This is a genomic window from Pedobacter sp. AC163, assembly GCF_979258665.1.
On sequence record NZ_OZ409872.1, the window covers coordinates 3,419,975 to 3,445,896 of the forward strand.

The window sequence follows — 25,922 nt, forward strand, 5'->3', positions numbered from 1 at the left end:
TTTAAATAATTTTTTGAGCTTACATTCTCATTCGCTGACCGCCGCCTCCGCCTTGATTTGGCATCTGCATATCGCCACTCATATTTCTTCCGCCGATGCGGGTTAATGAGTAAGTAAACGAGAACATAAAGTATCTCTTTAAAACATTATAATTTAAATCGGTAATGGTATTGTTGGTAGCTGTTCTGCTAATCCCTTGATTCTGGTTAAAAGCATCATTTACTGCAACTTTAAATGTCCCTCTATTTTTAAAGAACTGACGGCTGATGTAAGAGTTTACCAAAGTAAATTCGGTGTTATAACCTTCGCCACGGCCAGTGTTTTTAATATAATCCAAATCAATGGCTAAACGGATATTTCCAGGGAATACATAACTAATATCGAAACTTGGGTTTAGCGTATAAAAGTTTGTGGTTTGACCAGGATTAGCGGAATACGTGGCCCTGTTGTATGTTCCAGAAATACCTCCGGTTAAATCGAACTTATCAAAATTGGTTACCAAACTGTAGCGATTTGTTAATGCGTAAGTATTGGTAATATTTCTTACTAAATCTGCAGGGTTGTTATTGGCTGTAGTAAAGTTTACGTTTCGGTTGTAATTTGCATTTAACGATGCATTTAAATTTAATTTACGTTCAGGGAGAAGTGGTAAACCCACATTTACGCTTCCAGTACCAGAGTAAACACCATCAACATTTACATAGGTAGTTCTGATTTTACCAAAGTCCACATCACTTTGGTCTGTAACCAATTGACTACTGTTTCCAATAGCGTTGAATGTTTGGCTTAAATTGATGAACGCGAAAAACATCCTGCTCTTTGCAAAGTCGAAATTATTGTAATTAATGGTTAAATTATTATTAAAAGCTGGTTTCAATAAAGGGTTACCCACAAATACACTTTGCGTATTGGTATTATCAGGAATTGGTTGAATTTGATTAATGCTTGGCTGTTGTGTGTTTCCTCTGTATCGTATATTTAATCTTCTGGCATTACTAAAGTTGTATCTGAAGTTAGCTGAAGGAGTTAAATTGATAAAGTTTTGAGTTCTAACCATACCAGTGGTCACATTGGTATTTACCCGGTTGGTTTTTTGAGCAGCTAAGCCGATATTCCAATTGTATTTTTTCTCGTTCGTGGTGTAACTTACACCTGCAGCATTTGTTAAAGTCTGGTTTTCGTAAATGTTGGTATAATCTAAATTAACTAAATCATACTGCCCGCTTGCTGAGTTAAAATCCAGAACTTGTCTGCCTTGATTATCATGAGCATAGCCATTTTGGTAATTTAGCTCCAGGCTTGTTGTTTTAGAAAGCGGTTCGGTGTAAACTACTCTTGCCGTGTTATTAATCGAATTGCTATTTACTTTATTCAACTGATCAATAAGTGATGGAGTAGTAACATTATTCACCGTGTTACTTTCAGAGATATAATTGTAAGTATCTGCATCATTGTTATTGATGCTGGTATTTACGTTTAATGATATCGTTCTGCCACGTCTTTTGAACTTCTTACGAATCAATAAATTATTAGCAATGTTTGGCGTGGTTGAATTGCTAATATAGCGCTGATCTCCAGTAGTTGAAGTAGCGATTAAATTTCTGTTGTAAGTACTTAAGTTCGTTGCATCAGATTCTGTAAATGAAACATTTGGCTGAATCTTAATTGTTGTTGATGAATCCAGCTTGGTATCAATCATAAAATTAAACCTATGATTGATTCGATCTGTATTGTTATCTGCGGTATTGTTAACGGTGGTAATCGAGTTTCCCAATAAGTTTTGGGTAAAACTGGTTTGCTGGTTGGATACATCCGATCGGTTAAAAAAGTAACTACCTTGAATTTGAGTTCCGTCTTTATAGGTATCGGCAAAGTTTAAACCGCCAGCATTGGTATTGGTAATACCTCCGCTACCGGCGCCACTACCGCCACCACCAAAGTTGCCACGGCCACCGCCGCCAAAACCATTTCCAACACCGTTACCCTGGCCAAAGCTTTGTTTGTTTACATTGTTAAATTGTCCAATTACGCTGAATTGTTGGTCGTTATCAAATTTGTTTACGTTAATATTGGCATCATATCTTTCGTTGGTTCCATAACCGATGCTGCTATTGCCAAAATAGCCTTTTTTCATTCCAGCTTTGGTAGTAATGTTCAAGATCTTGCTTCGGGTACCATCATCAACGCCAGAAAATTGCGACTGTTCAGACATTTCATCAATCACTTGAATTTTATCAACCATATCTGCAGGAAGGTTTTTTGTAGCCAAAAGCGGATCACTTCCGAAAAATTCCTTGCCATCTACTTTAACCTTCGTAACGGTTTCACCTTGTGCTTTAATACTTCCATCTTTTGCCACTTCTACACCAGGGAGTTTCTTTAAAACATCTTCCACCACGGCATTTTCTCTCACTTTAATTGATTTGGCATCAAATTCTAATGTGTCGGTTTTAACAACCACAGGAATACTTGCCGTAACATTTACATCCTTTAAGTCAAGTCCATCATCGGTCATGGCAATTTCGCCGGCATTAACAGTGGTCTTGGCCACTTCAATATCTTTGGTGGCCGTTTTTAACCCTAAAAAGGCTGCGTAAATGCGGTATTTTCCTGGGGCTATAGCTTTAAAGCTAAACGTTCCATCAGGATCGCTTTGGCCAGAAGCCACAACTGCCGAATCTTTTAAACTTCTTACCGCAATGGTTGCGTAATCAACTGGTTTTTTATCTTTAGCACTGACTACTTTGCCAGTAATAGCGCCGGTATTTTGAGCTTGAGCGAAGTAACCGCAAAAAATAAGAACAATAAAAACTGCTCTTTGAACGTTCTTTTTCATTAGAAAAAATTAGATATTAATACAAAACTAAGCTATCAGACTAAGCGAAGTTTAAAAGGTTTGGTTAAGATGTGTTAAATGCTTGGTAACATTTTAAATACAGCAGGTGGGATGTAGCCGTAAGAGATAATCGAGCGATAGAATTTATCTAATTTGAGAAGGATAAGGTTTATAATAAACTTTTGGACAGTTACAACCTTTTTTAAAAATACTGCAGCCACTTAAGCTTAAGCATGCACCAACGATGAGTAAACTAAGTATTTTTTTCATTAAGATTTAATTTGTGAAGTAATATGTAACTGAATACGGCCATCAAAGCGCCCAACATATCGCAGCCAAAATCCCACCATTCTGCCGAGCGATAGGTGAATACTTTCCACTGTAATATTTCGATGGTACCGCCGATAATGGCATTAATCAAAATGATTTTAAAAATGGTTAACGTTCTAAAACCATAATTATTTTGATATTTTATCTTCCCATAGAATAATAAAACAGAAAGTATAAAGAAAAAGCCCAGGTGGGCCATTTTATCAAAACCTTTGAAGAAAAATCCATTTCCTTCCGAATCGGGTAATTTAATATTACAAAGCACCAAGACAACAATTGTCCAGAAGATGGCCCATTTTTGTCGTTTCAGTGCTTCGTACAAAATATGATAAATTAAGCGCCTACTAAAGCTTGATAAGCTTCTGCAGTTAATAATTCTTCTACTTCAGCTAAATCAGATAATGAAACTTTAACCATCCAACCTTTACCATAAGGGTCGCTATTAACCAACTCTGGATTATCATTTAATTCTGAATTGATCTCTAAAACAGTACCTGTTACCGGCATATATAAATCTGAAACTGTTTTTACTGCTTCAACTGTACCGAAAACTTCTTCTTTAGTTACTTCAGAGCCTACGCTGTTGATGTCAACATAAACGATATCGCCTAATTCGCGTTGTGCGAAATCAGTAATGCCGATAAATGCTTCATTGCCTTCAACCTTAACCCACTCGTGGTCTTTAGTGTATTTTAATTCTGATGGAAAATTCATTTCTTATAAATTAGTTTTGCCAAAGTTAGCTAATATGTTGGAATGTTGAAATGTTATTGTGGTAAAGAATTTTACCAGGTTATCAGTTAGCATCGCCTAAGGTTGGACTTATAGCTTGCTAGGGAAAGATGTGCCTGGCATATGGATAAAAAATAAAATGTTAATGGCCCAAAAAGGCTATTTAGCGAATAAACGAAACTCGATAAGTTTGTAATGTTAATTTATTCGGGACGATAGATTAAATAGTAACGCTTTGCTATGCTTATAGCAGAGCGTTTTTTCTAACCAAATATTTTAAAAGCCTTTTCAAAAAGTTGAGAGGCTTTTATTATATCTTAAGCAAGCCGTACTTATAAGCAAACGACACTAATGAAGCGCTGTTCTTTGTTTTGGTTTTAACCATCAGGTTTTTCCTTATAGATTCAATTTTATTCTCATTTAAGTTGAGTTTTTGGCTAATTTCACTATAGGTCAAACCTTCTGCTATCAATTCAAGTGCTTTAATTTCCTGCTCATCCAGTCCCATAATTTTAGGGATAGCTATATTATTGTTTTCCATTTGAATGAAATGAACAAGAATTTAGCCAGATTGTTTTGTTTCGACTAATTACAACTACAAATTCTAAGATTTATGATTGTTGCGTATAACAGATTAATTAGCTGGTACAGAGTCTGAAGGCATTTTGAAAAGTAATGGTAGCCATAAAGTTATATAGCTCCATTCCTTTATATCGAAGATTTTTTCAATAGGTACTGCTATTTATTTTTGAAATTTCATCCCTAATCACTAGAATGATTTCTTCTAATTCAATGTAAATCTCAAACTGAAACCGAAATTGCTAAAAGCAGTATTAAACGTTTGCGAAGTATAAGGTTTTGTAATGTTTGAATCGTAAAATAATTTGATGTTGAATTTTTGATTCAAAACGTAATCAACACTAGGTCTTAAAGTAATGTTCTTCGCTCCAGATGAAATTTCAGCCTCAGTTACATCGGCACGATAAATAACCGTTTTATTATCACGAATGGCTACGTCCAATTTAAAATCCATATTGTTATCCAGTTTTAGGCTTTTAAACCATCCAAATGGAAAACGGAATTTGTTGGTCCGGTAACCCAAACCTAAAACCATATTGTTTTCAGAAAGCTGAGCCAATTGACTATTAGCCAAACTTAAGCCTAACAACCTCGATCTGTTCAACTCGAAAGTTGCGGTTAGGTTATTTTTAAATCTTGTATCTACACCAATCAATGGAGAAAAATATTCAGAAATGGTAACTTGAGCAAACTGATATTCTGGCAAGAAATTATTATTTGCATCTCTATTTACAGAGAAACCATTACTTTCTTCATACCTCAACAAGGAATTAAAACCATTGATATTATAGGCTGAACGATAACCATGACGAATATCTACAGAAGAAAATTTATCGGCAATGAAAGGGATCCTGGTTAAACCATTATAAGTTAAGGTCCAGTTTGGCAGCGGAATACGAGGGAAAGCATTGAGCTTCATTTTACCAGGATCTTTTCCGGTATATGCTGCCATAAAAGCCGAAATAATTACATCCTGACTTTCCTTACTATAACCGTCTGCATAACCAGCCGTTTGTCCTCCAGAATTTGGATTTTGTGCACCCAGCCTCCTCGAAACAATAATTCGGTTTGCCATAAACTGGTTAAACAAAGTAGAGATGATACTCGAGTTTTTTTCTTTAAACGCTGTTCCCAAGGCGATGTATGAAATGCTATAATCACCGGTGGTGATGGCACTCAAATTCTCAAATGAACCTACGCTGGCCTCGTACCTAAAATTGGTAGAAAAATTTCGGGTTTGTGCTTTATTTGCTCTTAATGTAATGCGCAAATCTTTAAAAGGTTCTATCTGGCCAGTAAACTGCAAATCTTCTCTTAATGTATTTACATATAATTGCGTCTGCAAAGTATCGGTTGTTAACCACCCGTTGTTTAAGGCCATATCACGAATATCGCGTTGACTACCAAAAGCAAATCCTAAACCAGGAGCGCCCGTTGCGTTGTCAATTCCAAAATACTTTGTAGTTGGTAAGTAACCTGGCAAAAATATTCCTTTGGTTTGAACGTAATTGGCATTTAAATTTTTAACACTGGTTAATAAATTAATGAAGAAGTTTTTAACTTTTGCGCCATCTTGATTATTCCCTGCATTTCTGATGAACCCAAATTTGTTGTAAAGCGTAACCAAATTCAAGCTTGGGTTAACCTGAAGATTTCTGCTGTTTTGGATAGTGTTTCCTAAATTGATATTTGGATCTAAAAGGGTAGATAAAGGTTCGGTTTGCCAGTTAAAGTTGGTTCCGTAACGTGTTTTAACCGTTACCCAATTCATGCCTGGAATTTTATCAATTGGCAGGTTGTAAGTTACATTTAAGTTGTGATTATAATCAGTTGTACGGCCTAATCGTTTTAAGTTTTGCCAAACGGTATCGCGTTTTAAACCTTCTAACCTTCCATCTGGTTCATCGATGATGGAGTAGTTGGTGGCATTAAAATCAAGCTGTAATGAGCGGGTTAAATTCCAGGCAATGCCATAAATTCTGCTCATTCTAAAGTTCTTGTTGAAAGTAGTTCCAAACCCATTCTGGTAAATAGGGATGGAATTGTTAGGGTCGTTATTCCTTAAGGTATTTTCTGAATATAAACGGTCAACATCTATTCTAAAATTAATGGCACTAGGGAAAATGCTGAAATTAAAATCGCGAACCAGCGCCAACATATTCGATTTAATAATCTTTTCGAAAGGAGCATAAGTTTTCGCTTCTTTGGCATAGCTATATTGAAGCGAGCCTCTGTAGGTATTCTGAATACTACTTTGATTGATAAAATCGCGGTGATTATATTCAGTGAAAGCATAACTCACTGCAAAGTTTTCAATATCCCAAAGGCGAACCGGTTTACTATTGTTAGTGCGTTCTTTACGCACATTGGTAAAGTTAATTCCTCTACGAATGGTATAATCCTGCGAGAAGTTTAAAATAGAATCTTTTTGCGCTTTTGTAGATTGATCGAGTGCATTTTTTAATTCGATATCTGGTGTACGCGGATTAAACTGCGGCGTAGAAACCTGTTTCGAATAGTTTACAAACATCGGAATTTTGACGCCTGATTTTTGCGGCAAAAATTTACCTAATTCAACCGCCGATGATACATCCAACAGCACATTATCTGCCCGGTTACGTTCGCTCACTTTCGAATCAATGGTTCCGAAACCAATGGTCGATTTACTTCCAGAAATATTAACATCGGCAAAATCTGCGAGTTTTAGGTTCAACCTTGCCGTTGCTGCCCAACCACCGCGTTCATCAAATTCCGTTAAACGCATCTCATTAAACCAAATCAAAGCATTTTTATCCAAACCGTCATCAGCTTCTGCATTGGCTAAACCACGTAACGGATTTTTAACACCCAACATGTAAACCCTTACTTTACTCATATCTGGCTGGCCCTTAACTACAATGGTTCTGTCGCCATCAGTGTAAGTGAAGGGAACGTTAATTGGCCATGGCTGTCCGCTGCTTTGTTTTGCCACGTTACGGGCAAGTTTGGCATTTTGGAATAAGGTTAAATCAATATCCATCCGGTTGGCTTCTGGCCATATCGCATCTGGATCGCTTGTGCCTGGCTGCGTAATCTTCAATGGCATCACATATTCGTAGTAGTTATCCTGATTGTCGGTACCGATTCTTAAAAACGCCGCAACATCTCTATCATTTAATATCTGATTATTTACCGCCTCAGCATGGACAAACATTTCTAAACGCTTATACGATCTGAAGTCGCTGTAAGCAGTTTTAAAGGCCGAGCGCCCGTAACCATCACGTAGGTTTTTTACCGTTACAGAAAGCGATTGTTCATTTAAACGGGTATCGCCCCTGTAGTTAGAGTAATCACGCTCACGCAAAATGCCTGGAGGAGTAACATAAGGGATTGGAGAACGTTTACCGTTTTCTTCAATGTTTACCGTAGAAACCTCGATGGTAGAATTATCTGGAGTTAAAGCCGGTAGCGATGGATCAACAATCACTTCGTCGGCTTCATTTTTGGCATTGAATTCTCTCCATTCACCACGAATTAGCTGCAATTTGGCGAAACGTAAAATGGTCGTATCAGCAAAGTTGGTCATAAACATTCTGAAAAAACGAATGGATTTGAAATCCTGAATGTTACCTACTTTCTTTTGATATTGGGAGATTGGCACACGGAATTGGTACCAGGTTGCAGCCTGCGTATTTCCGTTTGCCAGCTTAACCTGCGAGGTCACTTTATCCGTAACAAAATTCTGGCCTACCACTAAATCGTTCTGGCGCATAGAAACTTTGTATTGAAAGTACTCATCGCTCTGCGTCATGTTGTTGTCGCGATTGATATCTTCACCATCAGGCAATGCTGTTGATGCAGAATTTTCGATGCCGAGTTCTTCCTGAGATTGTTGTGAAGTTTTTGAGTTTCCTTCTGGACCATTATATTTCTCGTAACGCTTCAAAATGCCAGCATTAATGGCGTCCAATTGCGGACCTCTGAAATAGGTATAGTTATCTGATGATGGATCGGCATCGATAAGTGCTGCTGCGGTGCCATTTAATTGTGCTTTGATTTGATTGATGGCTGTGGCAAACTTTGTTTTTTCATTCGCATCTGATAAACCATCTAAACCCACATCTTGCGCCCTTCTGGCATCTGGATCGTTATCGAAAGCCTGGATTACCGGTTGTAATTTGGGTACTCTTCCCCAATTGGTTACATCATATTTAGATGGGTCTTCGCCTGCGGGCAAACCATTTTCCAATGATTTCCGTCCGTCTTTTAAAATATCTTCTGAAATATTACCAAGATTGAAAAAAAGATCGCCACCTGCGGTATTTGATTTGTTATAAATGAATGGATCAAGCACCCAAAATTCGATAAAACCTACGTTTAAGGCTTCAAAATCATTGGTTTCGATTTTACGTTGGAAACCACCCCATTTGGTTCTTGGAGCAATAAACCTTCCGTCGGGCTGAAAGCCGGTAGTAACATAGTTGTAAGGACCACGAACGGTTGGATAATAAGCCACATCCAAAGTAGTGATGTTCAAAGCCTGCCCGGTTGCGGTTTCTTTGAATGGGAACACTTCCTGCTCAATTACTTCCCTTACGTAGTGATTAGAAAGTTCGTTTCTGTTATTCCGAATGTTTGCTGGCGTGGTAGATGCTGCAGAATTATAAAACGTAGGATCGATATTATAAAAAGCGATTCTCGCTCTGTTGTATCCATATTCCAAATTATCAACCAATTGCGATTCAGCGAAATCTTGTGGCGTTCCTGAAAGCTGCCAGGAGATAGCGCTTTTCAAATCTATAATTGATCGTGATGCTTCGAAATCGTCCAGGTAACTTACCCCATTTCTACTACCAGCAAAGTTTAAGGCCCTTGGGTGGCCAGGAATAAGTTGAGCATACTCCCCATAAAAATTAACACTTGATGGTGCTTTAGTAGATAAAAACGGCAGTTTGTCTACGAGCTTGGTCAAAAATCTTGATGGTGAACTGTAATTAATATCTGCACCCCAAATGGTGTTGGAAATAGGTTCTTCGCCTAAATTTACTTTTTGCGTAAGTGGCTTTTCGGTCAGGTTCATGATCGTACCACCCAAATTCAGCTTGTTATTTACACGATAATCTAAACGCGTTCCAAAAAGCGACCGTTGTTGAAGCCCAAATAATTCGTTGTTTTCGGTTGTAATTCTTATTGGCTGGCCAGAAGTAAGCAAAGCTTGATTAATGATACTTACTCTTCCACCCTGATAATCAACAGTAAAATCTACCCCTTCAGTTAAAGGCATTGTACCAGCAAAAACCTTTACCGAACCTTCGGGAACATTGATTGCATTTAAGCTAAACTCCGATGAAATTTCTGATTGGTAATTACCTTTTAAAACATAACGATTTTGATTTTGAAAAAGCTGCTTGGCTATGGTTTGCGTTGAGTCGTAAAGTGCCGTAAACGTATATTTATCAATTAACGCTTGCTCGCTTGGCAGAAACTTCGAAGCTAAATCCTTTCCAAAAGGTTCTATTAAAGGGAAAATAATTCTACCATTTGCCGGATCGATAGTAATATAACCGGTATTGGTGTTGTTGGCTAAAACGGCTAAACCTGTGCTCGAAAGGTTTGATCCAAAAGGACTGTTTAGGTTTTGGCTGCTTGATGAAAAGTACGAGCCAAATGCATTATTGGAGGCCACGAAATCGAAAATCCCATCAGGTTTTCGTTCGTTCTGTTGATTTAATCTATCGAACTCTGTTAAGGCAATCCACTGTTTATTAGCAGTATTTTGCCCTTCAGTCATGATGGGTTTTTCTACACCAGTTTCGTTATCAATCCTAAAAATATCCAGTTTAAAATTAACCGGACTAATCTGGTATCCACCAATGGAATAGATGTTTTTCATCATCAAATCCCAGGTTGGCAAATTGATTTTGTTGATATCGTTCTTTAGCAATTTTGCGTAAAGCACCTTAGGATTCGCTGCATCGAAACTTACATCGGTAGAAAATTCACCCACTTGATATTCAACACCATTGTAGGTATAACGATAGGCAACCGCTAAAACTTCATCTCCGTTTAGGGGGTTATTTAGCGAGATGTAACCCAATTGAGGCTGGAAAGTAAACTCCCGTTCAGTTAATTTTCTGGCGTAAGTAAGTTTAGCAAAGTTATCAGTAACACCGGTAGATTGAAAGAATGAAATAACGGCATTAGAATTTGTAAATCTGGCCGCCCCACCCTGAAAAGTATTTAATTGAGCAACTAAGTTGTTTGATTGCTGTGGGAAACCTGTTGCGGTAGACCCGGCAGGTAAACCGGAAGTTCCACCGGTAAGCAAAGTATTGTTATAAGGTTGGTTTTCGCCCAAATCCAATAAACCCAAAACATCTCTCGAATCGGTTGTTGATCCCGCTTTATTAGTAATCCAAACCTCTATTTTAGTAATTTGAATAGGAGAAGTGATAATGGGTGCGTTTGCTAAATGTTTGTTGTAATTATTGCGGAAATACTGCGCTAAAAAGAAGTGTTTATTCGCTTCGTAACTATCTGCACTTACCCGAAATTCATTTTGTTGCGCACCATTTGTAATGCGAAGCTCCCTTGATTCTGATTTTTGTTGTGTGTAAACACTTGTTACGCTGAGTTTACCAAATTGTAATTGCGTTTTTAGACCAAAAAGTGCTTGCGTACCTGTAATTAATGAGGTATTTAATGGCAAACTCACATTACCAGCTTCGATTTTTTTGATGATATCATCGGCACCGCCCGTATAATCCAGTTTAATCTGGTTTTCGAAATCGAATTGGGCCTCAGTATTGTAATTGCTTCTTATTTTAAGTTTAGTACCAATGTTTCCAACCAAATCCATTTGAATTCTTTGGTTAAAATCAAAATTGGTTTGTACCCGCTGACGTTCGTTAAAAAGCGGATTTTCGTTTTTATTTATCCGACCGAGGAAAGTTAATTCTGCTTCACCACGAGGTTGAATATCAATTGTAGTTCCACCGAAAAGTTTTTCGAAGGCTTTACTATTCACCTGAATTTTCGGAATGATGCCTGTATTGCGGTAATCGCTAACCTCTGCATTGGAAATACTTCTCCAGTTACCCCTTTTAATTTCGCTATTTACTAAACGTGAGTATTCATCAATCGTTAAGTACTGCGTTTGCGTAACGTATTTGTCGCCAATTAGCTCTTTAACAATGTATCTTTTGTTTTTTGCATCGTACTCTACAAGCCTTTTAACATTATTGGGTAATGGATAAAAAGGATTGGTTGATGAACCTAAACCAAGGAGTTGTTTTTCGCGTAAGCCAAAGTTATTTTTAAGCGTAGCTGTATCAGCTTTGCTCGGAACAGCTTGAGAGAAGGCGTTTTTAGTAGCAAATAAGAAAAGTGGGATGAGAAATAGGAGTGTAGAAATTCTCTTCAAAGGCCGTTAGATCTATAAATTTTTTAAAGCTTGTTTAATTAGTTGCTCTACCGAAAGTGTTCCTTCTGTCCCTTTTAAAATCTGATCAATAGTTTTTTCGGCTGTTTGTTTGGCGAATCCGAGCATTACCAATGCAGATAACGCTTCATCTTTCACTGTATTGTGTTGAGGCATAGAAATTAATGAATCTGCGCCTTCTTTTTTAAGCTTGTCTTGTAATTCCAACACCAAACGTTGCGCTGTTTTTGCGCCTAAACCCTTAATACGCTGTATTAGAGGGTAATCTGCTTTAACAATTGCTGTTTGAATTTCAATTGGAGTAATGGAAGATAAGATCATTCTTCCTGTATTGGGTCCAATTCCTGATACGGATATGAGGTGTAAAAATAAACGGCGTTCGCCCTCATCGGCGAAGCCGTATAATGTATGTGCATCTTCTTTTACATGTAGCCAGGTGTACAATTTGCACCTTTCTGCATCGCCCAAAGCGCTATATGTGTTTAAAGAAATGTTAATATGATAGCCTATACCTCCGGCTTCAACCACAACAAATGCCGGGTTTTTGAACGTCAATTTACCATCAATATAGGCGTACATTTCGATTTACAGTTTACGATTTTAGATTTAATAGCATGATCTTGTAGTTTTAGACCAAACCCGTGAGCATCCGAAATCTGTTTATTTTTTGTTTGTTTTTGTAAATATACCTTTTCGTTTTGATGAATCGGCAATTTCTTCTTTAGCCTGAACATCTACTACTGCAATAGTAACCATATTTACGATTTCTCGCACCGAACTTCCTAACTGAACAATATGAACAGGCTTGTTTAATCCAAGTAAAATAGGACCAACAGCTTCTGCACCTCCAAGTTCCTGTAACAGTTTATAAGCAATGTTACCCGATTCTAAATTAGGGAAAACCAAAGTATTTGCAGGCTCTTTAGCAAGTGTACTAAATGGGAAATTTTCTTTTAATAAATCGTTATTGATAGCAAAGTTTCCTTGCATTTCTCCATCAACTACCACATCTGGATGGTTTTTGTGAAGTAATCTGGCCGTTTCTCTAACCTTGTTTGGCGTTACACCATCATTCGAACCAAAGTTAGAATACGATAATAATGCAATACGAGGTTTAATGTTGAATTGTTTTACCGATTTATCAAGCAATAGCGTAATATCTACCAATTCTTCTGCAGTCGGATCTACGTTAACGGTGGTATCACCAAAAAAGATCGGGCCTTTTTTAGTCATCATCATGTACATTCCTGCCACACGTTTTACACTTGGATCTACACCAATAACTCGTAAAGCAGGTTTAATGGTCGATCCGTAATCTTTTGTTAAACCAGAAATCATGGCATCAGCTTCGCCAAATTCTACCATCGATGCACCGTAATAATTACGGTCTCTCAATAATTTTGTAGCATCGTTTAATGAAATCCCTTTACGTTGACGCTTTTTGTATAGTGATTCCGCGTATAGTTTCGTTTTTTCAGGATTCTGCATTTGGTCGATGATTTCTACACCTTCCAATTCTAAAGCATGTTCATCAATAATGGCCTGAATTTTTTCTCTATTTCCTAACAGGATCGGAATAGCAATATTATCATCCTTTACAATTTGAGCAGCTTTTAAAATTTTATAGTTGTCTGCCTCAGCAAATACTACCCGTTTAGGGTCCATTTTAGCTTTGGTTGTAATCGAGCGCATAATGGCATCGTCCAATCCTAAGCGTTTTCTTAATTCTTCGTTATAAGCATCCCAATCGGTAATGATTTTACGGGCTACGCCACTTTCAATTGCTGCTTTCGCTACAGCAGTAGAAACTTCAGTAATCAACCTAAAATCTACGGGTTTTGGGATAATGTATTCCTTACCAAATTTAAGGTTACGGGCATTGTAAGCTAAGTTTACCGCCTCAGGAACCGATTTTTTCGCCAATTCGGCAATTGCTTTAACGGCAGCAATTTTCATTGGTTCGTTAATGCTTGTTGCACGAACATCAAGCGCACCGCGGAAAATATATGGAAAACCTAAAACGTTGTTTACCTGATTAGGATAATCAGAACGGCCAGTAGCCATAATAATATCTTTACGCGTTTTAATTGCCAATTCGTAAGCAATTTCCGGATTCGGATTTGCCATTGCAAACACGATTGGGTTTTTTGCCATCGAGTTTAACATCTCAACAGTTACGCAATCAGCAGATGATAATCCGATGAAAACATCAGAATCTTTCATGGCTTCGGCCAAAGTATCGATTTTTCTGTCAGTAGCAAACTCAGCTTTAATCGCATCGAGCTTTTCACGGTCTTTACGGATTACGCCAGAACGATCGCACATCACGATATTCTCTTTTTTAGCACCTAAAGAAACATATAATTTAGTACAAGAAATTGCAGCGGCGCCAGCACCGTTAACCACAATTTTAATCTTGTCCATTTTTTTCTTGATGATTTCGCAGGCGTTTAACAATGCTGCAGCAGAAATAATTGCTGTACCGTGTTGGTCATCATGCATCACCGGAATGTTCATTTCCTCTTTCAAGCGACGCTCGATTTCGAAACATTCTGGCGCTTTAATATCTTCTAAGTTAACGCCACCAAATGTTGGCTCTAAAGCTTTAACGATTTTAACAAAATCATCAACATTTTTGGTATCTAACTCTAAATCAAACACATCAATATCAGCAAAAATTTTAAATAGCAAACCTTTGCCTTCCATTACTGGTTTGCCAGCTTCCGGACCGATATCGCCTAAGCCTAAAACGGCTGTACCATTACTAATTACCGCAACAAGATTTCCTTTTGCGGTATATTTATAAACATCTTCTGTATTCTCAGCAATTTTTAAACATGGCTCTGCAACGCCTGGAGAATAGGCAAGAGTTAAGTCTCTTTGCGAATTTGTAGGTTTTGTAGGTACTACTTGTATCTTTCCCGGACGGCCTTGCGAGTGGTAATCAAGCGCATCTTGCTTTCTAGTGGTTTTACTCATTACGTAACTTATTAGTGACGCCGCAAAGGTACAATTCTTTTACTAGGCAGAAAATAATATCCAAGCAAATAATTAATTCGAATTAGGCTAAAATTTTCTAACAATTTGGAACATAATAACAAACAGATAATTTGTAAAGCAACGTTACAAGCAATAATAAATAGTCAGTCCTTCTTTTCGCTTAATCTTTTTGTTCATTTCTCTGCTGAATTTGAATGTTGATGCAACAAAAAGGATATCGCTGCAATAAGGTTTAAAAACAACAGATGGTGCTATAAAACTCTGGTTTACGAGTAGCAAGCTCGCAGGTTTAAAACCTGCGAGGTTTAAAATGAGCTAAACTCTTCCCATCAGCGGATCGGTATAGGTTTCTTTGCCAGTCTCTATTCTTCCTGCAAATCGTTGCGCAAATGAATCAAATGTGTTAGCAGTCATTTCAAAGTCGTACCAGCCGAAACTCGACTTTAAATCCAACACTATTGTTTCTTCACCATTGGCTGCAATAGTTTTCTTAATCGTACCTTTTTTATAAGCAAGGTCGTTCACCTGGAAACTTATCGCCTTCAAACCCTCATTTTTTATTAGAAGCTTAATATTTCCTGTTGGCACTTTGGTAAGGCGATTCAGCTCATGGTCTGCCGAAATGCTTAAAAGTGGATCGTTTGCTGTACCCATAAACTCACGGAAAAATCCATTGGGTCCGTTTAAACGCAAGTGGTATTTTTCATCCTCATAGGCTTCCAATGGCCAATTGTAAGTGAGTTCATCATCGGCTTTGACCGCGAAATTCCAATTTCTGCAAATTTGTTCTTGCTCACCAGCTTTAAATTTTGCTGGCGAATACACCGTAAAGGGTGCACCAACAGCACCTTTACCAAATAGCTTTGTACTGGCCGACATTTTAATTTGGAAACTTTTTTTATCCGCAAGAAGTGCACCCTCACTGGCCAATTGATAAGGTAAAGCACAAGCCTTGCGGATACCTTTTTCTTGCTGCGACATTATATTGGCAAAATTCGTGTTCAATTCTACATTTTTTAAGTCGGCATCTGTTACAGCTTTTGAAATTTTAGGTTCCTCCTTAAATTTTGCGTTAAATATGGTTTCAACAAAAGCATCGCGTTGTAAAAACGGTAATTTCTCTGAAGCCGCATCGAAGGGTGTAAATGCAGAAGTCAGGTTTCCACAAATCGTTCTTCTCCATTCACTAATATTTTCAATGCGGATGTTCTTGTTGTATTTTCGGTTAACGAATTCTTCTAAAAATTGTAGCGTAGAAGTATGGTCAAAAACCTGCGAATTTACTTTGCCGCCTCTACTCCAAGGCGAAGCAATCAGCATCGGCACTCTAAAGCCCAAACCAATCGGGGCTTCTCTGGCTCCCTTTTCTGGTACTCCTTGTTTAAGCTCATTTGCCAAACGCACATGCTCCACTTCGGTATCAATGCCTTTAGAAACTTTTCCGGTTTCTGGTTTATTATTGTCGGGAATGGAAAACGGAACCACATGATCGTAGTAGCCATCATTTTCATCATAAGTTACAATGAATACGGTTTTCTTCCAAACTTCGGGGTTTTTGGTTAAGATGTCCATCACTTCCGATACCAACCAGGCACCATACCAAGGCGCACTCGGGTGATCGGAGAAATTTTGCGGTCCGGCGAGCCAGGAAACAGTAGGTAATTTGCCGCTGTTTACATCAGCTCTAAATTGATGTAAAACATCTCCTTTTGGAACAGTTACTTCTCTTTCTTTGCCGTTGTCGTCATATTTAATTGAAGAAATACTTCTATAATTAGGGTCGTTCTTGTTTACCACAAAAGCCCGATAAAAGAGACTTTTCTCCTCATCTGTTAATTTGGCAAAGTTCTTTTCATTCCATGTTTTTAAATCCGCAGTGGCATCATCCAATGCTTTCATTTTATTTTTTAAATCACTCTGGATTTTTTTCGCTGCCGCATCACTTGAGGGGCTTTCTTCTTGCAGTTTATTAATCTCCGCAGGTAGCGTATCAACAAGTTTTTGCAGGTTTTCTACATATTTATCTTTAAACTTAACATTATAAGCTTTGAAAAACTCCAATAAGTTACAGCCGAAATTGGCCAGCCAAGCCCGTTCCTCACCTTTAAAACCGCCGCCGCAACTGGTTTCATTTTGATAAAACTTCCAGGCAATTTTGTTCTCTTCCAATAATTCAGGAAAGGTTTTCCAAACATGTTTTCCGTAGGCGAAATCATCGTTTCTGATGTTTGCTTTTAAAATGCCATTTTCCTCATGGGTGATTTTTCCCGTCCAGAAGAAAGACCTGTTTGGCGTAGTGCTCGTCATGCCCGAGCAGAAGTTTTGATCACAAATGGTAAAGGCATCTGCCAAAGCGTAATTGAAAGGCAAATCTTCGCGTACATAGTGCCCTAAAGTGAGCGGCATGTGTGCATAGTTTTTATTGCCTGGCTTTTTAGCAATTAACCATTTATCGTATTTGCCTTCATTATAGGCGTCAACCTGACTGGCTCTTGAATGTGGCAATGAGCCCATCCAGGTTACCTTGGTATCTTTAATATTTAAACGAAATGGGGCATAAGTGTTGCCCACAGCATCAGTTTGAAACCAAACTGGCTTTTGGTTGGGTAATGTAACCGCTCTCGGATCATTAAAACCGCGAACGCCTTGTAAACTTCCAAATGTATGGTCGAAAGATCTATTTTCCTGCATCAGGATCACCACATGCTCGGCATCTAGAAAAGTACTTCCCGGAGCCGGATCGATTGCAAATGCTTTTTGAATTGATGAAGGCATAACGGATGCTAATCCTGTTGCGCCTGAAAGCAGTAAAGATTTACGGAGAAATTCTCTTCTGGTATCCATGATATGTTAAAATAATTTTAAGCAAATTAAAGTTATTTTAACATTATGTAAATAAAGAGAAAGTTAATTATATGTGAATCGATGATAATGTTACAGAGATGTTTCGTTTATAATTTAACTAGCCCTTGCTGATCTTCAAAATCATACCAGCCTGTAAACCAGCTTTGCTGAGTTTATTATCACGCCTAATGCTTTGCACCGTTGCTCCATTAAACTTTTCTGCAATCTCTGATAAGGTATCACCGGTTTTCACCTTGTAACTCGAATAAGAAACAGGTGCTTTAAGCTGAACACGATTTTTGGCGAACACTTTGAGCCTTTGACCAGGAACGATAGTTCTACTTTTCAAACCGTTCCATACTCTTAAGTCCTGCACTTCTACGCCATATTTATTGGCAACTGCTGTAAGCGTTTGACCTGCGGAAACTTTGTGGTATACCACCGTATTTGATGAAAATGGTTTAACGGCCTTTTTACGCAAATCTCTTGCATCATCCGTACTGGCTTGTACCACTTGCATGTTGACATCTAAATCGGTGTTGTACAATACCTCATAAACATTGGCATAATCAATATCCCTAAGCTTAGGCATTATTATGCGCTTGGGCTCCTCTTCCGTACCATTTACAATTTTCTTTTTGTACGATGGGTTTAAGGCAAAAAGTGAGGTTTCATCAACATTCAGAGCTTGTGCCAAGCTGCTTAAGGAGACAAAACGACTCGTTTGAACGGTATCGGTTTTCAGAAACATATTACAAGCCTGAGCATTAATTTGGTGATGCTTCGCGTAATTCATCACGTAAACTGCAGCTATAAATGCTGGTACATAATTTCTGGTTTCTTTTGGCAGGAATTGTCTGATTTCCCAAAAATCTCTTGAGTTTGCTTTAATCATGGCCCGGGTTACATTCCCCTTGCCGCAATTGTAAGCCGCAATGGCTAAAAGCCAGTCTCCTAGTTCTTCGTATGCATCTCTAAAATACTGTGCTGCAGCATAGCTGGCTTGGATAGGATCTTTTCGCTCATCGACAAAATTATCCATTTTTAAACCGTAAGCTTTTCCGGTACCGAACATAAATTGCCAAATGCCAGTGGCGCCCACTCTTGAAATGGCATGTGGATTCATCTGTGATTCTACAATGGTGAGGTATTTTATTTCCTGCGGAATTTCAAAATCCTTTAAGGCCTTTTCAAAAATTGGAAAATAGTAGTTGGATAGTCCCATCATTTTGCCAAACATATCTTTACGTTTAGCATAAATATCGATGTATTGCTGTACGTATTCGTTATAAGGAAGTGGTACGGTTTTAACAATAGAATCTAACCTGAGCTTGTAAATATAGTTTTGCCCCATCAACAATGGGTTTTCGTATATGGAGGGAACAGCTACGGTATCTGTATTGATGAAGATATTGTTTTGCTTCTTAGGGATGCTATCTAATTTTAATATTTGCTGCGCAAATGTTGGGAAGATAAATGCTGGAAGACAAAGAAGAGATGCAAAAAGTAATTTTTTAATCATGGGCTATTGGTTTATTCAGCATTGATAATAGTTAAAAACCAATGCCTGTTCTAGCGATGTGATACTGCCCGCCAGAAGTTAACAATACCATTGCTTAAATTTAATTACAAGCCTTTTACCTAAACTGTAATTGCAATGATCAATTCTGAAATCGAATATTCAATGTCAGATTAATTGGATAAAAATGCCTTAGAGAAAGCCAGAAGTTTAGCTTCATCAAAATGTTTGGCTATAAATTGAATACTTAACGGCAAACCTGCTTTATTATTGCCTAACGGTAGAGCAATTGCAGGGTTGCCACTTAACGAAGGCAAAACGGTGAAAATATCGGCCATATACATCACCAACGCATCTTGTACATTGTCTCCGATTTCGAAGGCTACGGTTGGGGCAACTGGCGATAGAATTAAATCATATTCTTCAAACAAAAGATCCAATTTTTCTCTAATTAACCTGCGGACTTGCTGCGCTTTTTGATAATAAGCATCATAATAGCCAGCACTTAAAACGAATGTCCCTAACAAAATTCGTTTCTTAACTTCATCGCCAAAACCCTCAGCCCTAGACAATTTATAAAGTTCTGTTAACGATTTTGCTTCGGTATTGCGATGACCATAATGAACACCATCATAACGAGAAAGGTTGGATGAGGCTTCTGCCGTGGTTAAAATGTAATACGCAGGAACAAGATAATCTAGAAGATCAAATGAAACATAATCCACCGTATGGCCTTGCGATTTTAAATCTTCAATTGAACTTAATATTGCCGATTTAATTTCCAGATCAAGCGCATCGCTCTCAATGGTTTCTTTTAAAACAGCAATTTTTTGTTTTCTACTATCCGATAAATGAGCGGGATAATTTGGTACTTCAAGCGGAGAAACAGTTGAATCGTAATCATCTGCACCCGCTAATACTTCTAATAATAACGCTGTATCTTCAACAGAAGAAGTAATTGGTCCAACCTGATCGAAAGAGGATGCATAAGCAATAACACCATATCTGGAAATTCTACCGTAGGTAGGTTTCAAGCCAATTTGGCCACAAAAGGCTGCGGGCTGACGTACAGAACCACCGGTATCGGTACCCAATGCCGCTAAACACATATCGGCCTGAACAGCAACAGCCGAACCGCCAGATGAACCTCCTGGAACCAATTCGGGATTGGCAGCGTTTTTCGCAGGTCCGAAATAGGAAGTCTCATTAGATCCACCCATGGCAAATTCATCGCAATTTAAACGCCCTATAATTACGGCGTCTTCTTGTAATAATCTTTGAACAACAGTGGCCGAATAGGGAGATACGAAACCATCGAGCATTTTTGAAGATGCAGTAACGACGTGGTCTTTATAACAGATATTATCTTTTATTCCAATTACCATTCCAGCAAGTTTTCCTGCTGTTCCATTTTCTATCTTCTGTTGTACCGCTTTTGCCTGAACTTCTGCCGAATAAAAAAACACCTCGTTGAATGCATTGAGGTGTTCATTTTCATTAATTTGCTTAAAATAATAAGCCAATAAATCGGTTAAAGTTAATTGCTTCTGCGAAATGAGCGTTTGGATCTCTTTAAGAGAGCTGTATTTCTTCAAAACTTAACTTCTTTTCAATTAAATAGTTTTATCACGGTTAGACGGATCTACTTGTTCTCCATCAACGCCATCTTTACCATCTTTAAATTCTTTAACACCTTTTCCTAACCCTCTCATCAGTTCAGGAATTTTTTTACCACCAAACAATAACAAAACCACTACCGCGATAATGATAATTTCTGGTGTTCCAAGCATTGCTGCTATTGTTGTATTTAACATAACTTTTTTGTTTAAGCTTTTTGATTGTCAGTTACTGTTTCATCAATGGGATTAACTGAAGGATGATTTTTCGTCAAATTCGGACCCGCTTTTTCCTCTTCAGGAGTTTCATCTGTTGGGTGATGGCGTTCGTTATTATTGTTGGCAACGGTTTCTTCCGCTTCCTCTTTATCCAGGTCCATGGCATTTATATTTCTATGAATTTCACGCTTAACACCATCAGATGCATCTTTAAACTCTCTGATTCCTTTTCCCAATCCTCTTGCCAGTTCGGGTAATTTTTTACCTCCAAATAACAAAAGAACCACCACTAAAATGAGTATGATCTCTGATCCACCCATGTTTAAAAACTCTAATAACGTGCCTTGATACATCACTAATCTATTTTATACAAATATATACAATTTATAACTGTCTTCTTTATTTACTAATCCAGGCCTCTGGATTTAATACACTGTTGCCTCGTCTAACCTGGAATTTCAAAATTGCGTCATCACCGGTATTGGCCACCACTCCAATCGTTTGCTTGGTCTCAACGTTATTTCCGGTACTAACGGATACATTTCTCAAATTTTGGTAAACAGTAATATATTCACCGTGCATGATAATAACAACTCCTCGACCTTGAATGTACTGAACCAACAAAACTTTTCCCGCGAAAACTGCCCTTACTGCAGCGCCATCGGCAGTGGTAATATCAATACCATCATTAGTGTACGATGCCTGATCCACCTTATGCAAACCAAAACGTTCTGTAACTGTACCTGTTGCAACAGGCCATGGCAGTCGCCCTCTATTTCCTTCAAAACCTGCTGATAAACGAGCAGCTTCTGGCGTTGCCGTTAAGGCCTCGCTGGTGGTTTTTTCTTTCACTGCAGGTGCTTTAGTTGCGGCTGGTGCAGGTCTGTTTTCCGCCCGTGCCTTATCCGCAGCTGCTTTTTCTTCTGCAGCACGTTTAGCAGCAGCTACTCTCGCTTCTTCTGCTGCCTTTCTCTTGGCAGCTTCAATTGCCCGTTGAATGGCTGCACTAATGGCGGCATCAATTTGTTTTTGCTGTCTTCGTCTCGAAGCAATGTCCTGCGCAAATTGCTTTTCTTGTTTACTTAATTTCCCAAGGACGGCAGATTGTTGGCTTTTATCTTTGCCTAAACGTTCTCTCTCTCTTTCCTGTTCTTTCAGGAGCTCACTTTTCTCTCTTAAAGTTTTATCCAAAACTCTGATCTTTCCGTTAAGATCTTGTTGCGTATTTTCGATATATCCAGCCTGTTTTTTACGGTATTGACTGAATTGTTGTAAATATTTAATGCGTTTGTAAGCTTGATTGAAATCTTTTGAAGCAAAAATGAACATCATTTTATCATACGAATTTCTATTCCTTTGCGCAAAACGAATCATGCCTGCATACTCTTTTTTAAGATCGCCTAATTGACCTTGTAAAGTATGTACGGTATTTGTGTTCTGAGAGATTTGATTATCGAGGTTTTTAATTTCAGAATTAATAGTACCTATTTTCTCCTGACGCAACCGGATTTGCGCATTAATGCCGTTTATCTGCTGCAGCGTAAGCTTTTTACCGCTTGCAGTTTTGTTTAGATTTTTTTGGAGCTGTTCAATTTCACGCTGTATAGCTTCTTTTTTCCTTCTTAATTGACTTTCAGTTTGCGCAAGCGCAGAAAAGGCAAAACCGCTTAATAACAGAATAAATACGAGTTTGTGTAGCTTCATTGAGCCAAAAGTATAAAAATTTTATAGGAAAATACATTAAAATTGAGATACTTAAACCATTAAAATGGCGCATTTAACGATCTTCACTTATTCTTCATGGAATTTTGGATCACTCCAAATCCTATTTAATAACTGTGTACCTCTTTGGAACACTAAACGGAAAATCAACTGGAACATTGCCATCAATTTTCACATATTGTAAATCGATGTTGATTTTTTTCGCACCAGATAAGGTATTGATTTGAAGTGCACTTGGGAAAAGAGATTCGTTCAACTTTTGGTAGTCGGTATAGTTAACTTTTAGTGCCTGTCCATTTTTCGAATCATTTAAATTCGTTTCAGAAACCTTCAAAAGCGTATTAAAAAGCAACCGATAATCAAGTTCTTGTTTCCTGCCTGAAACTACCCAAACGCCATTTTCCTGTTTAACATCCGATTGCGGCGTCAAAAACTCGCCCATGGCATTTCCTGTTAAAATGCTTTGAAGCGTATTAAAATTAACTTGTTTGTTGGTAAAAGTGTAAATATAGCTGAAAGGCTTTTTAATATACTCACTCTTTAGCCTGTTCATAATTTTGATGCTATCTGGTGTAATTAATGCCCTTGCAACTTCTGCTAATCCACCTAAAGCCGTAATGCTTACCCAAATAGTCTCCTTGTCTTTCATTTTAAAGTTCATGGTCACATCATTTGCATCGCCAGAGATGTTTAATGTTGCCTTTGCTTTTAATGAAAGGGTATTAAATTTCAACTGTTTATCGCTGATGGCCGATAAAGCTTCCGCTTTGGTGTTGTCAGCAGGAGTTTCTACTGGCTTTGTGGGTGCTGTAATAATTTCTTTTTTAGGCTTACAAGCCGTTGCAAAACAAATTGTACTTATTATAAGTGCGCTATTTAAAATATTTCTTTTCATTAATTTTTTTTATTAGAACTTCACTTGCATTTCCGGCATCTTTTGCCTTTTGCCATTGTACTAAAGCCGCATCTTTTTCGCCCTTCATAAACAAGATATCTCCGTAATGCTCCAAGTAAACACTATTCTTATCTGTATTGTTTTGCAGGGCTTTTTCGATCCAGGTTTTTGCCAGTTCATACTTTTGCTGCTTAAATAAGATAAAGGCATAAGTATCTGCAACCGATGAATTTGTTGGCATTGCATTAGCGGCAGTTTCTGCATACTGCGCCGCTTTTGATAGATCATCATTTTTTAATGCCAGATAATAGGCATAATTATTCATGATGAGATAATTATCAGGCTCTGTAGCAATTGCTTTTTCAAAAGCTATTTTTGCCTGATTAAAATTGTTTTGGCTGATGTGGATATCACCCTGAAGCGCATAAGATTGTGCTTGTAAACTCTTGTTATCTGTGTCAAGCTGTAATGCTGTTTTAAGATTGTTCAAAGCAGCTTCGAACTTCCCTGTTTTACACAAGGCATAAGCGATGTAGTAATATAAACTGGCCTGGTTTGGATAAATTGTTAATGCTTCATCACCCACTTTTACCGCTTCGGCATAGTGCCCAATTAAGGATTGAATGTTGATCACCTGTTCCCAAACAGCATAAATTTGTTCATTCAGCTTTAACGCTTCCTGGTATTGAACCAGTGCTTCTCTTAACTTATTTTGTTGATACAGTACATCGCCATATAAAGCTAATGCTTTGGCATCTTTTGGATTTTGTTCGGCAACAATTTTGGTTAAATCAGTCAGGCTTTTCGCTACGATCGGCTCATTTATTTTTTGAAAAAGTGCCGATACAATTTTTACTTTTTCTGTTAAAGGCATATCTGAACTGCCGAAGGCCAGTTTAAGAGATGAAAAAGCAGCTTCATCATTCTTTTGCTTACGATAAATATCAGCAAGGGCTAAATTAACTTCGAAATTTTCAGGCGCTAATTGATGTGCTTTCAACAAAACTTTCAATGCTTCCGGATCATTGCCTTTTTGCAGTAAGAGGCCCGCAGCATAGAGGTAGTTTTTTACATCGGCTTGGTTACCTTCCAACAGTTTAACAATATCACTTTCTGAGGTATTTCCGTTTGATTGTACTCTTCTTCTGGCGGTGATCAGATCTCTTGATTCTCCAAATTTTGTTTCAATTTGATCGTAAACTTTTTTAGCGTCCTCTGTTTTATTGGATAAATAAAGTGCATTTGCTTTATCGAAATAATAGGCGTCATTTTCAGGGTCGAGGCGAATTAATTGTGAAAATACCTCGACCAATTCGGGCATTTTGTTGCTGCGTTTATAAACCTCGCCTAAGGTGCGGTAATACCATGGGTTATTGCCATTTAACTTGATGGCTTGTTTAATATTCTGTTCTGCCTCGGCTAATTTATCCAAACGAATATTGGCATTGGCCAATTCAAAATAGGCAGCATGGTTGTTCGCATCTAAACCAACAAGCTTGTTGAAATTAGTGGCAGCGAGCAAATAATTATCCGACATTTTTTCTCGTAAACCGGCAAAAAACAATTGCTTTACAGCATTGCTATCTCTTGCCGCATTAGATACAACAGGCATCTGCCCAAAAGCATTTAAGTTTAAAATAATTGCCGCAAGAAAAAGATATGTTTTATTCATAAAATTGAATTTTGAGTGAATGAATGTTCAACTAAACTCCTGATTCACTCAATGTATCATCCTCTAATTCTATCATTAGCCTTTGCCAGTATGGCCGTAACCACCTTCGCCTCTCAAGGTTTCGCCTAATTCATTAACCGCTTGCCACTCAATTGTTTCATGCTTCGCAATAACCATTTGTGCTATTCTATCTCCATTAACGATTTTGAATTCAGTATCTGATAAATTAACCAATAAAACTTTTAGCTCTCCACGATAATCAGCATCAATTGTTCCTGGTGAATTGACAATGCTGATTCCATGTTTATATGCCAAGCCACTTCTCGGACGAATCTGGGCTTCGTAACCAACTGGCAATTCGATATACAAACCTGTCGAAATAAGCTGGCGTTGTAAAGGTTTAAGTATAATATCTTCTGTAATTGATGCTCTCATATCCATTCCCGCAGCATGAGCTGTTTCGTATTGCGGCAGCGGATGTTCGGATTTATTGATGATTTTTATGTTCATATTTATAGGTTAAAACTATACCACTAGC

General features: G+C 37.9%; 16 protein-coding genes. All 16 read right to left on the reverse strand.

The genetic code is table 11. From position 1 onward, the window contains the following. Positions 1-19 precede the first annotated feature (19 nt). The 16 genes from ACZZZK_RS14770 to dut all read right to left on the reverse strand — a co-directional run bounded on the left by ACZZZK_RS14770 (position 20) and on the right by dut (position 25,894). Positions 20-2,836, reverse strand: coding sequence for an outer membrane beta-barrel family protein (locus tag ACZZZK_RS14770; RefSeq protein WP_463484806.1), 2,817 nt, complete (start codon positions 2,834-2,836; stop codon positions 20-22). Positions 2,837-3,089: 253 nt separating this feature from the next. Next, the gene (locus ACZZZK_RS14775) at positions 3,090-3,488 is read right to left on the reverse strand and encodes a VanZ family protein (protein ID WP_463484807.1); all 399 of its coding nucleotides are present in this window, start codon (positions 3,486-3,488) and stop codon (positions 3,090-3,092) included. An 11-nt stretch (positions 3,489-3,499) separates the two neighbouring features. After that, the gene (gene gcvH / locus ACZZZK_RS14780; protein ID WP_463484808.1) at positions 3,500-3,880 is read right to left on the reverse strand and encodes a glycine cleavage system protein GcvH; all 381 of its coding nucleotides are present in this window, start codon (positions 3,878-3,880) and stop codon (positions 3,500-3,502) included. Positions 3,881-4,208: 328 nt separating this feature from the next. Further along, entirely contained in the window at positions 4,209-4,439 is a 231-nt protein-coding gene (locus tag ACZZZK_RS14785; protein ID WP_463484809.1) for a response regulator transcription factor, read from the reverse strand. A 243-nt stretch (positions 4,440-4,682) separates the two neighbouring features. Then, on the reverse strand, positions 4,683-11,879 hold the full coding sequence (gene sov, locus ACZZZK_RS14790) for a T9SS outer membrane translocon Sov/SprA (RefSeq protein WP_463484810.1): 7,197 nt from the start codon (positions 11,877-11,879) through the stop codon (positions 4,683-4,685). A 12-nt stretch (positions 11,880-11,891) separates the two neighbouring features. After that, positions 11,892-12,476, reverse strand: a complete 585-nt coding sequence (gene ruvA / locus ACZZZK_RS14795) for a Holliday junction branch migration protein RuvA (RefSeq protein ID WP_463484811.1) — start codon at positions 12,474-12,476, stop codon at positions 11,892-11,894. A gap of 81 nt (positions 12,477-12,557) precedes the next feature. Further along, the gene (locus ACZZZK_RS14800; protein WP_463484812.1) at positions 12,558-14,876 is read right to left on the reverse strand and encodes an NADP-dependent malic enzyme; all 2,319 of its coding nucleotides are present in this window, start codon (positions 14,874-14,876) and stop codon (positions 12,558-12,560) included. A 336-nt stretch (positions 14,877-15,212) separates the two neighbouring features. Beyond that, positions 15,213-17,741, reverse strand: coding sequence for a phosphocholine-specific phospholipase C (locus ACZZZK_RS14805; RefSeq protein WP_463484813.1), 2,529 nt, complete (start codon positions 17,739-17,741; stop codon positions 15,213-15,215). 118 nt (positions 17,742-17,859) lie between these two features. Continuing rightward, complete coding sequence (locus ACZZZK_RS14810; RefSeq protein ID WP_463484814.1) at positions 17,860-19,263, reverse strand: lytic transglycosylase domain-containing protein; 1,404 nt, start codon at positions 19,261-19,263, stop codon at positions 17,860-17,862. A 170-nt stretch (positions 19,264-19,433) separates the two neighbouring features. Beyond that, positions 19,434-20,855: an Asp-tRNA(Asn)/Glu-tRNA(Gln) amidotransferase subunit GatA gene (gatA, locus tag ACZZZK_RS14815; protein WP_463484815.1), complete on the reverse strand. Its 1,422-nt coding sequence runs from the start codon at positions 20,853-20,855 to the stop codon at positions 19,434-19,436. Between the two features lie 18 nt (positions 20,856-20,873). Beyond that, on the reverse strand, positions 20,874-21,074 hold the full coding sequence (locus tag ACZZZK_RS14820; RefSeq protein ID WP_200926302.1) for a Sec-independent protein translocase subunit TatA/TatB: 201 nt from the start codon (positions 21,072-21,074) through the stop codon (positions 20,874-20,876). 11 nt (positions 21,075-21,085) lie between these two features. Next, the gene (locus ACZZZK_RS14825) at positions 21,086-21,448 is read right to left on the reverse strand and encodes a Sec-independent protein translocase subunit TatA/TatB (RefSeq protein ID WP_463484816.1); all 363 of its coding nucleotides are present in this window, start codon (positions 21,446-21,448) and stop codon (positions 21,086-21,088) included. 46 nt (positions 21,449-21,494) lie between these two features. Beyond that, positions 21,495-22,799, reverse strand: coding sequence for a murein hydrolase activator EnvC family protein (locus ACZZZK_RS14830; RefSeq protein ID WP_463484817.1), 1,305 nt, complete (start codon positions 22,797-22,799; stop codon positions 21,495-21,497). Positions 22,800-22,920: 121 nt separating this feature from the next. Then, positions 22,921-23,712, reverse strand: coding sequence for a lipoprotein insertase outer membrane protein LolB1 (gene lolB1, locus ACZZZK_RS14835; protein WP_463484818.1), 792 nt, complete (start codon positions 23,710-23,712; stop codon positions 22,921-22,923). Beyond that, entirely contained in the window at positions 23,690-25,384 is a 1,695-nt protein-coding gene (locus ACZZZK_RS14840; RefSeq protein WP_463484819.1) for a tetratricopeptide repeat protein, read from the reverse strand. Before ACZZZK_RS14840 ends, lolB1 begins: the two co-directional genes overlap by 23 nt. A 75-nt stretch (positions 25,385-25,459) precedes the next feature. After that, the gene (gene dut / locus ACZZZK_RS14845; RefSeq protein ID WP_463484820.1) at positions 25,460-25,894 is read right to left on the reverse strand and encodes a dUTP diphosphatase; all 435 of its coding nucleotides are present in this window, start codon (positions 25,892-25,894) and stop codon (positions 25,460-25,462) included. Between the last annotated feature and the right edge of the window lie 28 nt (positions 25,895-25,922).

Excerpts from the sequence above, each read along its gene's own strand:
- ACZZZK_RS14770 (WP_463484806.1), bottom strand. The coding sequence starts at position 2,836 with ATGAAAAAGAACGTTCAAAGAGCAGTTTTTATTGTTCTTATTTTTTGC.
- gcvH (WP_463484808.1), bottom strand. The coding sequence starts at position 3,880 with ATGAATTTTCCATCAGAATTAAAATACACTAAAGACCACGAGTGGGTT.
- ACZZZK_RS14785 (WP_463484809.1), bottom strand. The coding sequence starts at position 4,439 with ATGGAAAACAATAATATAGCTATCCCTAAAATTATGGGACTGGATGAG.
- ruvA (WP_463484811.1), bottom strand. The coding sequence starts at position 12,476 with ATGTACGCCTATATTGATGGTAAATTGACGTTCAAAAACCCGGCATTT.
- ACZZZK_RS14800 (WP_463484812.1), bottom strand. The coding sequence starts at position 14,876 with ATGAGTAAAACCACTAGAAAGCAAGATGCGCTTGATTACCACTCGCAA.
- ACZZZK_RS14805 (WP_463484813.1), bottom strand. The coding sequence starts at position 17,741 with ATGGATACCAGAAGAGAATTTCTCCGTAAATCTTTACTGCTTTCAGGC.
- ACZZZK_RS14810 (WP_463484814.1), bottom strand. The coding sequence starts at position 19,263 with ATGATTAAAAAATTACTTTTTGCATCTCTTCTTTGTCTTCCAGCATTT.
- ACZZZK_RS14820 (WP_200926302.1), bottom strand. The coding sequence starts at position 21,074 with ATGTTAAATACAACAATAGCAGCAATGCTTGGAACACCAGAAATTATC.
- ACZZZK_RS14825 (WP_463484816.1), bottom strand. The coding sequence starts at position 21,448 with ATGTATCAAGGCACGTTATTAGAGTTTTTAAACATGGGTGGATCAGAG.
- ACZZZK_RS14830 (WP_463484817.1), bottom strand. The coding sequence starts at position 22,799 with ATGAAGCTACACAAACTCGTATTTATTCTGTTATTAAGCGGTTTTGCC.
- lolB1 (WP_463484818.1), bottom strand. The coding sequence starts at position 23,712 with ATGAAAAGAAATATTTTAAATAGCGCACTTATAATAAGTACAATTTGT.
- ACZZZK_RS14840 (WP_463484819.1), bottom strand. The coding sequence starts at position 25,384 with ATGAATAAAACATATCTTTTTCTTGCGGCAATTATTTTAAACTTAAAT.
- dut (WP_463484820.1), bottom strand. The coding sequence starts at position 25,894 with ATGAACATAAAAATCATCAATAAATCCGAACATCCGCTGCCGCAATAC.